Below are 11,967 nucleotides of genomic sequence, written 5' to 3' on the forward strand. Positions count from 1 at the left end.
CCCCTCTGGGAGTGAGTCTGGGAAATCTACTATACTATCGCCATCAGGAAACACTGGAGAACATGAACTTTGATCTGATCATTCCGATCCCGCTGCACTGGACATCCCGGCTCTACCGGTCTCATAATCCGTCGACTCTGATTGGTGAGGCTTTGTCGGGCCGCTTGCAAGCCCCTTTCGACGTGAATATACTCGCGAAACGAAAACGGACCCCTGCGCAGCTCGGATTGAATTCTTCAGAACGAAGACGAAATTTACGGGATGCGTTTCGAGTGCGTCGAGCGAGGCGAATCCAGGGGCAGAGCATTTTACTGGTGGATGATGTCCTGACTACAGGCTCAACCGCCAACGCTGCGACGCAGGCGCTGCTGGAGGCAGGAGCCCGCGAGATCAACGTGGCAGTCATTGCCAGGGCCCTGGGCCAATAAAAGATTTAAGATCGATACTCCACGGAAATGGCTGCTGTTTCAGTGGATACAACAGATAAGGTAAGTTATCTCGATGGATGCGAGTACCACACCGCCACCCCCTGGTAAGAATTCGCCTGAAAAAAAGGAGAAGAAAAAGATCGGGAGAACCCATCACTTCTTTCTGCGGGGCCTGGCGATCAGTCTGCCGCCGATTCTGACGCTGGTGATTGTCATCTGGGTCGCGGGAATCGTGAATAACTATATCATCACGCCTACCACAACCACGGTGCGCTACTGCATCGCCTACTTCACCGACGATTCCCAGCCGCGGGACAACTTCGTGCAGGTGGAAGGACTGCCTCCACTGGAATACTGTCGCAAGGATTACCTCGTCAGCAGGACGGATGCGGCCGAACTGGAAGCGATTGACGATCAGACGCTGGGGCGAATTCCCCGTCGGCAGCTTACGGACAAAGCCTGGGTTCCATTTGGAGATCGGGCGGTGCCTTACACTGACTATCGGGAAGTCGCGAAGCGAATTCGTGCGTCCGACATGCCGACGACGGCGATGGGTCTGTACATGGAACTGGCGACGACCCGCTGGTTCAAAAGTCTGTTCAACCTGAGCGCGGTCGCCGTGGCGTTGACGATTGTGGCGTTGTACTTTCTGGGGCGTTTCGTGACAGCCCGGATTGGCGCCTGGATGGTCTACAAGTTCGAACAGGGCGTACTGGCGAGACTGCCTGTGGTGAGCAACGTCTATTCTTCGGTGAAGCAGGTGACCGACTTCTTCTTCAGCGAACGCACGGTCGATTACAGTCGCGTGGTCGCCGTGGAATACCCGCGTCGCGGCATCTGGTCGCTGGGATTCGTCACGGGAGACAGTATGCTTGAAATGACGGTGACCGCGGGTGAACCCCTGGTGGCGATCCTGATTCCCACCTCACCGATGCCGGTGACCGGTTATACGATGAGTGTTCCCCGCAGCGAGATTGTGGATTTGAACCTGACCGTCGACCAGGCGTTTCAGTTCTGCCTGTCGTGCGGAGTGCTGGTGCCTCCGCAACAGAAAGTGACTGATGAACTGCTGCGGGAGGAACTGGGCAAGCGTCTGTTGGGCGATCGCAAGCTGGCCGGCTTCAAAGTTCAGATCGCTCCGCCCGAACCCACGACTCAGACCACCACACTCGCCAGCGAACATTCCGAATCGGAAGAAACGACTGATGCTTCCGATTCAAATTCCACTGACAGTTCCGAGCAGCCACCAGAGAAATAGACCGCGGTCTGACGTTGATCGATTCGGTCAAGAGAGACATGGAAACAGAATACGCAGGATAGAAAGCAGATTTGACTGATGAATCAGACAGCGGAACCCCGTCCCTTGCGCATCGCGACCCGAGCCAGCAAGCTCGCGCTCTGGCAGGCAGAGCATGTGTCTGCCCTGCTGGAAGCTCAGGGGAGCGGACGGCCGATTGAAATCGTGCATATCACATCGGAAGGTGACCGCGATCTGACCTCGCCGCTGTCACAGTTCGGCGGACTGGGTGTCTTCACACGCGAAGTGCAGAAAGCGGTTTTGGACGGACGGGCTGATCTGGCGGTTCACAGTCTCAAAGATTTACCGACCGAGCCAGCTCCCGGTCTGACCCTGGCGGGAATTCCGGATCGGGGTCCCTTGTATGACGTGCTGATTCTGCCCGAAGGTTCCGAGCCGATTGAGTCGCTGGCTGATCTGCCCGAACAGGCACGGATTGGAACGGGAAGTCTGCGGCGCCGGGCTCAACTGCTGCATCAGCGAAGTGACCTGGAGATGCTCGAAGTCCGCGGAAACGTGCAGACACGTCTGAAGAAACTGGATTCCGGCGAATACGACGCCCTCTGCCTGGCGGAAGCCGGAATGGTGCGACTGGAACTGCTGGCCGAAAGGAACTGGCTGCTCTTAAGTCCGCCGGAAGTCTATCCGGCCGTCGGTCAAGGTGCCTTGGGCATCGAATGCCGGGACGACGATACCGAAACCATTGAAATTCTGGGAGCGATTTCCGATCCCGCGGTGCGTGCCGCGACCACGGCGGAACGAAGTCTGCTTTCGCATCTGCGTGCGGGTTGCCATGCTCCGATCGGTAGTCTGTCTCGCCTGGAAGAGAATCAACTGACATTGGAAGCAGTCGTGTTGAGTGGCGACGGCCAGGAGCGGATTTTCGTTTCCGAAAGCGGCGCACTCGAAGCTGCTGCGGAAACCGGGATCAAGGCAGCGGAGTCACTGCTGGAAGCGGGTGCAGACCGGTTGATTTCGCCCGGTCCCGGGTCGCCGGAAGCGCTCTAAAGTGCGAACGACTGTCCTACGGGCCGTCAAGTCGAAAAAAGGACCTGTAAATTATTTCCCTGTTCCTGTAAAAAACAGGCCGTAACGTATGTCGATTCTGTGATTCACTTGGGTTATACTCTGTGCAAATGGACTGCCTCTCAAAATCGTATTCAGGAAGAGCGAAAGGTTTGAGACATGGAACGTCACCCTTATCGCCCCGGGTTAGCCGGGATCGTCGCGACAGAAACTGAAATCTCACAAATCCAGGATGGTTTGACTTATCGGGGTTACCTGGTAGATGAACTGGCCCGCGAGGCTATGTTCCTCGAAGTTGCTTACCTGCTCCTGCATGGTGAACTTCCCAGCCACGAAGAGATGGCTGACTTTCAGACGATGCTGATCGAATCGGGTCAGCTCCCTTACCCCGTGTTGAAGGCCCTGGAATCGATTCCTCCGCACATCGACATGATGGAAGTGGTCCGCAGCGGCGTCAGCCTGCTGGCACACTTCGACCCGCAGATGGAATACGGAATGTTCATGTCGGACATTTCCAATGCCCAATACCTGCTGGCGATGCTGCCGCAACTGATCTCGTTCCGTTATCATTACGTCAACGGGAAGAAGCCGGTGGTGCCTAACTTCCAGCATTCTTATGCGGGCAGTTTCTGGTACATGCTCAAAGGTGATGAGCCGACTCAGCTCGAAGAAGAAGCCTTCAATGCCCTGCTGATCTCGCAGGCCGATTACGGTCTGGCCCCATCCACCTTTGCCGCCCGCGTGGTGGCATCGACGGGGAGTCCCCTGTATTCATCGATCAATGCCGCCATCGGTTCGCTGAACGGTCAGTTGCATTGCAGCTCCGGAGCCGGCGTTCTGGATGCGTTACAGGAAGCGATGCATTCAGGAAATGCAGAAGAGTGGGCCTGCCAGGAAATCACCAAGGGGCGTCGGGTACTCGGATTCCAGCACTCGCCGCGTAAACCACGCGATCCCCGGGCTGCGGTCCTGAAGAATTACTGCGTGCAGGTTGCCGATGCACTGGGACTGAATGCAATGGAAGCGACCGCGGATGCCATCGAAGATGTCATGGCAAAAGTCTCCCGCGTTCATCCCCGCGTGGAATGGCACGCGAGTCGACTGCTGCATTACCTGGGCTTTGAGCCTGAACTGTTCACGCCGATCTTTGCGGTTTCGCGAATGGCAGGCTGGGTGGCACACATCGTCGAACAGACGGAGAACAATCACCTGTACCAGCCACTCTCACGCTATGTGGGAATGGATCAGCGGAAGTATAAACCACTGCCGTTACGCAGCTGATTCCGCTTTGTCGGGATAGGTCAGTCGCAGCAGAATGGGCATCAGGACGAGGTCTCCAAAGACGCCACCCACCATGGCAACGCTCACCAGCGCCCCGAAATAAATCAGGGGGATGAAGTGTGACAGGGTGAGTACACTGAAGCCGGCAACCAGGGCGGACGTGGCATAAATGATTGCCCGGCCGACACTGTGCTGAGTTGATCGCAGCGCTTCATCTGTCGAAGCACCACGCGAACGTGCTCTTAAGAAGCTCGAGATAAAGTGGATGCTCGAATCGGTCGTGAGTCCCATTGAAACACTGGCAATCATGGCAGTACCGATATTCAACGTCAATCCGGTCCAGCCCATGACACCAATCACGACGACAATCGGAAACAGGTTGGGGACCATGGAAATCAGCCCCAGTTTCAGACTGCGGAAGGCGAGTGACATGATTAACCAGATACTGGTGGCAGCGAGCAGGAAGCTGTAAAGCTGATCTCGCAGCAGGCTGTCAATCAGATAAGCGAGCAGAATAAAAATACCGGCGGCCTTACCAGGTTCGCCATCAACGGCATTTGATTTCTGATCGGACTCTTTCGTTTCCGAGCCGGGAAAATGTTTTTTCGCGAGGGCATCGACTTTATGAATCAGGGAGAGCTTTTCCTCAGCCGACTGTCGTTCGAGGGCCCGCAGGACGATACGCATGCGACCCTGTTCGGGATTGTAGAGGCTGCTTTCGAAGTCCGCCTGCAGGTCTTCGATCTGGTCCAGCTTGGACTGAATCGGGTCGGATGCGAACGGTTTTGCTGGCACAAAGTCGAGCGTGTCCGTAATGGAGATGACTTTAGTTAACTGTGTTTTGTCAGGAGGGTTAACCTGTTGCAGGTCTTCCGCCAGAGCCCGGACGCGGTCCAGGTATTCCTTATTCAATTGAGACGGAGCAGGAAAGTTGACTTCCCAGGTGGAAGCACCGCCGAGCCGGGTTTCGACGAAGTCGAGCGCCTTGACGATCTCGCTGGAGTCGCGGAAGTTTTTACTGAAATCCGTTTCAATGGTTAAGCGACTGAAGCCGGCAGCAGCAAAAATCACGAAGATCAACGAACCCCAGAGAATCCGTTTGGGATAACGCTCATTCATCTGAGCGACCTGTTTCAGCTTTCGGGCCAGACCTTTATCGTCTGACTGTTTTGAAGGTTGACGCAGGTAACCCAGCGACATTCCGCCGGGTAGAAGGACAGTGGAGGCGATGAGTACCATCAGAGTTCCCAGCGCCATCATGATACCGAAGCTGCGGACAGGAGCGATTTCACTGGTCAACAGTGAGAGGAAGCCGGCTGCCGTGGTGGCACAGGTCCAGAAGATCGCGGGTAAGAGTTCGACCATCGTCCGGCGGATCGCATCGGGGCGGGGAACGTTCTCGCGCTGCAGGGCCTGAAAGTGGACGGCCACGTGTGCGACCGTCGCGATACCGATGATCGTCACGAGGGAATTCAACATAGAGCTGACCATGCTCAACTGGAGATTACCGATGACAAGTGTGGCTTCGGTCCACCAGATGGAACAGATCACAACCAGGAGAGGGAGGGCCACCCAGCGCAGCCGACGGAACAAGAGCAGCAATACGACCGCCAGCAGACTGAGCGAGACTTTGAACAGTACATCGCCGTCTTCTTCCACGTAACGGAACATGTCATAGACCTGCACGGGCTCGCCGACCACATAGGCGCGGGGCTCGTGAGCATGTGCCAGCTCGCGGATTTGTTTGAATGTTTCGGCACGGGGAACGGGAGATTGATCTTCAGGCAGCAGGCGGAGGACGATGGCCGTGGTTTCGTTGTCGTCACCGATCAGCACGCCACGCGAGAGCTCGATCAGTTCGTCGCGTTTCTGTCGAATCAGTACCCGCAACAGGAAGTTTAATTTGGGAGGGCTGAGTGCATTTGCCAGGTTTTGCGTAACGTCTGCATTGATGCCCGGGATCTGACTGAGTTCCTGGGAGAATTGACGGACCTCTTTCAGCTCATCGGTTTCCCGGGAACCCTCTTCGCCCAGCAGGCCGGGTACGGTATATGCGACGAAAACGAGTTCATCGCCGCCGAAGAGCCGTTTGCTCTCAAGGTAATCGAGCAGGTGCTGGTCATCTTTAGCGTAGAGCGATTCAATCGACTGTTCGAAGTCCAGCTTCGACGCTGGAAAATAAGCGAAGCCGGTCAGAATCAAAAAAACGACCAGCAGGCCCCAGCGGAGTTTATAGAGCAGGTTTACCCCTGATTCCAGCCAGCTCTCTGGTTGACGACTCATAAGGGGAAACCACTTCCTGCTGCCCGACAGGCAATACGATTAAAATTCGGCCCGTTGCGATAATGCAGGAAAACTTCCGCAGCTCACGCAACCCAGATACTCTTGTCGAACTATAGCTCACGGAAACCGTGATTTCACGACAAAGTGTGCCTTTTTTGCATCGTGTTGTTTTTTTCCAACGGGCATACTTCAGAACCTGCAGCATCGATATTTCCTGATATCTGGATCGTTTCGAATCGCAGGTCTGTTCAGTCCCTACAGCCGTCAGAAATCACATAAACCCCTTTTCTGGTGAGCAGAGTCCCCTTGTGTCTGCCGTGTCAGATCTGCATACTTAGGGCTGTCTTCCCACTGGTTAACTGCCGTATTGTTAATACTTTGGGGAATCGAAACACCAGATCGAAAATACGCCGATCCTCCCGTGTTGTCCCCTCGGGATCTCTCTTTTCCACAGTGGAACATTGTCTGTGACCAAAACCGGATTCTTAACGACGGCCCTTGTACTGATTCTGCTCCTGGCGGGCGGTCTGCGTCTGGGAATCGTAATGCGGCAGAGTGATCAACTGCGGGAAGACCGGGATGCCTATATTGCGATTGCCCGTAACCTCGCTGCGGGAAATGGCTTCACTTCAAGTCGCATGGACGCAGGACAGGACCTCGAACCGACGGCCTTTCGTCCGCCCCTTTACCCCTGCCTGCTGGCCGTGGGTTACTATCTGAATGCAGGTCCCCAGATGACAGGGATCCTCCAGGTCCTGCTGGGAATTGCCACCGTCTGGTTCACCTGGAAAACAGGTCAGCGATTACAGTTAAAATGGGCGGCTCTGTTCGCGGCGGGAATCGTGGCGACGGATCCGATTCTGCTGCAATACACCTCTTACTCCATGACCGAAGTGCTGGCCACGTTCTTGTGCAGCCTCTTGCTCTACCTGCTGATCTGCAGTTTTTCCACACGTGCAGAGGAATTATCAGCGTCAACCAACAAACCACTGCTGTTCTGGACCGGCGCCGTCTGGGGGCTGGCGATTCTCTGCAGGCCCACTTTTCTGGCGTTTCTGGGAATCTGGCTGGTGATCCGCCTGGCGGATTCACTCAAACAGAGACTGCTCTCAAACAGAGAGGAGTTGCGGCCCGCATCAGTCAGCCAGCAGATTGCATTTCTGGCAGCGGGAATTATTCTGGCAGTTTCCCCCTGGCTGATTCGTAATCTGGTCGTGTTTCGCGCGCCGATTCTGACGACCACGCATGGAGGATACACGCTCTTGCTGGGGAATAATCCGGTCTTCTACAACGAAGTGGTGCAGCAGCCCTGGGGAACGGTGTGGACAGGTGAGAGCCTGGATGCCTGGCAGAAAAGTCTGGAGGTGGACATCGCGCAACTGCAGCCAGCCCTCGAGACCGAACAGGAACGGGATCGCTGGATGTACCAGCGGGCACGCCAGAATATTTCATCCCAACCTTTGCTGTTTGCCCAGTCGTGTCTGCTGCGACTCAAACGATTCTGGAATATCGCCCCCCTCGCAAGTGCGGGACAGACACCCTCTCGAACTCTGCTACTGGGAGTGGCGAGCTACTACTTTGTTGTCCTGCTGGGCTGTCTCTGGGGAGCGTGCCTGGTAATCTGGAAAAGAGAGCGAAACTGGTCACCACTAATCTGGCTGCTGGTGAGCTTTACCATCGTGCATCTGTTCTACTGGACCAACATGCGAATGCGGGCGCCGCTGGTGCCTGCGATCGCCCTGCTGAGCGTTTTCGGCTGGTCCCATCTGATTCATTTCTGCAAAATCGACCGACTCTGGAACCGCCCGAACACTGGTCACCCTAAATCATGAATAATCAATCACTTACAAGCAGGCTGACTCTCATTCCCGGCCAGTGATTGTTATTGACACTCTTTCAGAAATCGACCTATAATCCGCACCCATTTATCTCGGGTCGACAGACTGAGTTACCGCCTGCCGACCTCAAACCGTTACCCTCTTCCCTGCTAAACCCTTGGCAGCAGAGCGTATTCCACTTCGACCCTATCCTCTCATCAGAAGATTGACCTACCCGGTTATCACTTCAGGAGTGCCCGTGTCGGGCGAGATCTATTCCGATTCTCGGTATGTTTCGCTTCGTATCTGGCGAGTGATTTTGCTGATTGCAATCCTCGGCGGTGTCACCACCGTTGCGCCTGCTCAGACCAGTTTCTTCGGTGCTCCCAAAGCGTCTTACGAAGAGTCGGAATACGAACCATCGGAACAGGAATCGATCCAGATCGAGGCGGAATACTCCCAGCAGTGGGAACAGGATTTCGTCAACGTTTCGATTTTGAAAGGGAACTGCCGCATTCAACAGGGCGACGCCGTTCTCCGCTCGCGACAGATGGTCATCTGGCATGCCAAATCCCGTAAGACGGATCGCATCTCTGTCTATCTGGAAGGGGAAGTCCGCGTCGATCTGCCGGGAGAATCCCAAAGCGAGAACAGTCTGCTCGTCAATCTGGTCACGCAGAACGGCTTGAAAACCAAATACCGTCGCCCGACGAACGGAACGCCCGCCGAGGATGATCCCCTGCTCAAACGGGCGACACAACGCCGGGGCATTCCCCACGATCATCAGTTGAAGCGTGCTCAGTTCATCGTCGAGAAACCACCGCTCGAAGGACCGGAACTGGCTCCCATGCCTGAACCGGAAATGAACGTCGGATTCCGTCGCATTCGTCTGTTCCCCCGTAGCGCGGTCCCCTACAACGTACAAAGTTTTCCCTCGACACACACCGTTCCCCCGGAACAGATCTGGGTGATTACCGGCGGTGTCAACCTGCTCATCGACGGTGTGGAAGGTCTGGGCATGGTCGACATGTCCGCGGATCGGATTATCATCTGGACCGATGGACGGGACACGCAGAACTTCAACTCGGAAATCCGCCAGTCCAAAGAAACGCCTTTCGAAATCTACCTTGAAGGCAATATTGAGATCCGGCAGGGAACCTATTATCTCCAGGCCAACCGTGCCTACTACGATGCCCGCGAAGAACGGGGCGTGCTGCTGGATGCAGAACTCAAAACGTATATCCCCGAACTGGGAGAAGATGTCCGCGTCCGGGCCAGCCAGATCCGTCAGTTGTCGAAAGGGGCCTACCTGGCTCAGAACGCCTGGGCAACGGGCAGCCAGTTTGGAAAACCCGGATACAAAATTCAATCCTCGGATGTGTTCATCGAAGATCGCTATACGACTCCCTGGCTGGGAACAGGCTCACCGCAAATTGATCCCCTCACTAATGAACCAGTCCCGAATAAGCGCGCCTGGATTTCCAGTTCGAACAATACCTTCCAGGTTGGTGACGTACCGCTGTTTTATCTGCCCTACGTCACCAGTCCGGCCGAGGACATCTATTTTCCGATCACAGGTCTGAGATTCGGGAACGACCGTATCTTCGGTTTCCAGGTCGAAACCGAATGGGATATGTATAAACTGCTCGGCCTCGAACGTCTGCCCGGCACGAAGTGGGAAGGTCAGGTCGATTACTACTCATACCGTGGTGTCGGCATCGGTCAGTCGGGAGACTATCAGGGAGCCAACATGCTGGGCTTCGATAATGTCTTCCGCGGTGACGCCAAGATGTTCTACATCCACGACACCGGTCTCGACAACCTGGGTGCCGACCGTCGGGCTCTGGTCCCCTCCACTGAGGACCGCTATTTCATTAATATGCATCATCGTCAGGAATCGCCATTCGGGATGACACTCACCGGCGAAGGTGGTCTGCTCTCAGACCGGAACTTCCTGAACGAATACTTTGAAGAGACATTTGACACCGGTAAAGATGTAGAAACTCTGCTGCACCTCAAGCAGCAACAGGAGAACTGGTCCTGGTCGATGATTGGACGAACCCGTTTGAACGGATTCGAAACCACCACAGACTGGCTGCCCAAAGCGGATCTGTTCCTGCTGGGCGAGCCCCTCTTCGGAAACCTGGTCAACTGGACTTCCCATTCCTCCGTCGGTTACGGAAAGCTGAAGCCCGGCTCCGCACCATACAACCCCTCTCAGGACGTCTTTACTCCCCTGCCCTTCGTTGCGGATTCAGAGGGACTGGTCGCGATGACCCGCAACCAGCTGGAAGCCCCCTTCAATCTGGGTCCCTTCATCATGACTCCCTATGTCATGGGGGAAGCGGCTTACTGGGAACAGGGTCTGCAGCAACAGCAGATTGACCGTCTCTATGGTTCTGCCGGTCTGCGGAGCAGCATCATGGCAGAGCGGGTCTTCCCCACGGTTTACAATCCGTTTTTCAATCTGAACGGTCTGGCGCACAAGATGGTGCTTGAAGCGGATTATTCCTTCAGCGACTCGAGTGAAAACCTGACCAACATCGCACAATACAATGAATTCGATGACAACGCCCAGGAACGATTCCGCGAACGTCTGGTCATCAACACCTTCGGTGGCACGCTGCCTCCCCAGTTCGATCCCCGCTTTTACGCAGTACGAACGGGAGCCGCACGGGGTGTGACCGATCCGTACTACGAAATGGTCGACGATCAACAGGTCCTGCGGATGGCGTGGCGGCATCGGCTGCAGACCAAAACGGGTCCCCCCGATCAACAACGGATCAAAGACTGGATGAGCCTGGATCTGGAAGCGTCCTACTTCCCGGATGCGACGCGTGACAACTTTGGCGAAGACTTTGGTCTGTTGGGGGGGCGTTACCGCTGGTATCTGGGTGACCGAACCACACTGGCAGCCAACGCCTATTACGACCTGTTCGATGGCGCACAGCAGTTGTGGGACGTGTCATTGACCAGTCAGCGAACCCGCCGCATGACGGTTAACGTGGCGTTACAACAGATCAAAGGGGGCGGCGGCCTGGACAGCCAGATCCTCTCTGCCACGCTGAACTACATCATGAGCGAAAAATGGAGCGCCGGCGTCAGTACTGCATACGACCTGGGCGAAAACTTGAACCGCGGGCAGACCTTCATGATCACCAGAACCGGGGCCGACTTCGTCATGAGCCTCGGAATGAACTACGATCAGAGTACGGGCAATGCCGGAATCGGCTTAACCATTATGCCGCGCTTTGGAAACTTTGGAGCCGGGCCAGGAGCCTTCAATTCACTCTTTGGCAATCCGCCTCAATAACAGGAATTTTGACAGTGTTACAATCACCGGAAACGCAGTCCCGAAAAATTCGCATCAACTCGGCTGGAAATTCAGACGCCGAAAAAATCCGTCCCGAATGGCGGCAGCGCCTGGTCGATGTCGAGCGGGGTATCACGTTCGGCGTGCGCCTGGACAGTTCGTTCTTCATCCACTTCTTCACAGGCAGTGCCGTACTCACCACAGGCATGCTGCTGGGCCTGTCGGCCACACACTGGGCAATCGTCATTCTGGCAATGACGACGGTGCTCTGCGCGCAAATGTTTAACCAGGTCTTGAAGTCCATCTGGAAACTGCTGGGAAGTCATCTGCCGGCGGAATCACAGAATACATTCAAGGTGGGAACGGCAGCGGTAGGCGTGAGCATCATTGGTTCGATCATCACCATCGGGATCATTTTCTGCTCTGCGATTTACCGCTTACTGTTTTAACAGACAGTAGCAATGAGTACCCTATTTTCATCAGAGTCTTGCGTCTGCCCCGGTCGTATCGGATAATCATCGA

General features: G+C 55.4%; 8 protein-coding genes. 7 read left to right on the forward strand and 1 reads right to left on the reverse strand.

Translation table 11 applies throughout. The features are described from left to right. Positions 1-11: 11 nt before the first annotated feature. The 4 genes from FYZ48_RS29165 (at position 12) to FYZ48_RS05030 (ending at position 4,032) form a co-directional block, all read left to right on the forward strand. Complete coding sequence (locus tag FYZ48_RS29165) at positions 12-428, forward strand: ComF family protein (RefSeq protein WP_187781874.1); 417 nt, start codon at positions 12-14, stop codon at positions 426-428. A gap of 73 nt (positions 429-501) precedes the next feature. Next, the gene (locus FYZ48_RS05020; RefSeq protein WP_149338158.1) at positions 502-1,686 is read left to right on the forward strand and encodes a DUF502 domain-containing protein; all 1,185 of its coding nucleotides are present in this window, start codon (positions 502-504) and stop codon (positions 1,684-1,686) included. A 78-nt stretch (positions 1,687-1,764) separates the two neighbouring features. Beyond that, positions 1,765-2,733 (forward strand): hydroxymethylbilane synthase, encoded by a 969-nt coding sequence (gene hemC, locus FYZ48_RS05025; RefSeq protein ID WP_149338160.1) that lies wholly within the window; start codon positions 1,765-1,767, stop codon positions 2,731-2,733. A 177-nt stretch (positions 2,734-2,910) separates the two neighbouring features. Beyond that, positions 2,911-4,032 carry a citrate/2-methylcitrate synthase gene (locus FYZ48_RS05030; RefSeq protein ID WP_149338162.1) on the forward strand — a complete coding sequence of 374 codons (1,122 nt, stop codon included), beginning with the start codon at positions 2,911-2,913 and terminating at the stop codon, positions 4,030-4,032. Here FYZ48_RS05030 and FYZ48_RS05035 read toward each other — a convergent pair. Then, entirely contained in the window at positions 4,021-6,315 is a 2,295-nt protein-coding gene (locus FYZ48_RS05035; protein WP_149338164.1) for an efflux RND transporter permease subunit, read from the reverse strand. The genes FYZ48_RS05030 and FYZ48_RS05035 overlap by 12 nt on opposite strands. Before the next feature lie 467 nt (positions 6,316-6,782). On the opposite strand from FYZ48_RS05035, the gene FYZ48_RS05040 reads away from it, so the two are divergent. The 3 genes from FYZ48_RS05040 (at position 6,783) to FYZ48_RS29175 (ending at position 11,894) form a co-directional block, all read left to right on the forward strand. Next, complete coding sequence (locus FYZ48_RS05040) at positions 6,783-8,147, forward strand: glycosyltransferase family 39 protein (RefSeq protein WP_149338166.1); 1,365 nt, start codon at positions 6,783-6,785, stop codon at positions 8,145-8,147. Positions 8,148-8,391: 244 nt separating this feature from the next. Continuing rightward, the gene (locus FYZ48_RS29170) at positions 8,392-11,445 is read left to right on the forward strand and encodes a hypothetical protein (protein ID WP_187781875.1); all 3,054 of its coding nucleotides are present in this window, start codon (positions 8,392-8,394) and stop codon (positions 11,443-11,445) included. A gap of 14 nt (positions 11,446-11,459) precedes the next feature. After that, positions 11,460-11,894, forward strand: a complete 435-nt coding sequence (locus tag FYZ48_RS29175) for a diacylglycerol kinase family protein (protein WP_187781876.1) — start codon at positions 11,460-11,462, stop codon at positions 11,892-11,894. The last annotated feature ends 73 nt before the right edge of the window (positions 11,895-11,967 follow it).

This window comes from Gimesia chilikensis (assembly GCF_008329715.1).
Lineage (GTDB): Bacteria > Planctomycetota > Planctomycetia > Planctomycetales > Planctomycetaceae > Gimesia > Gimesia chilikensis.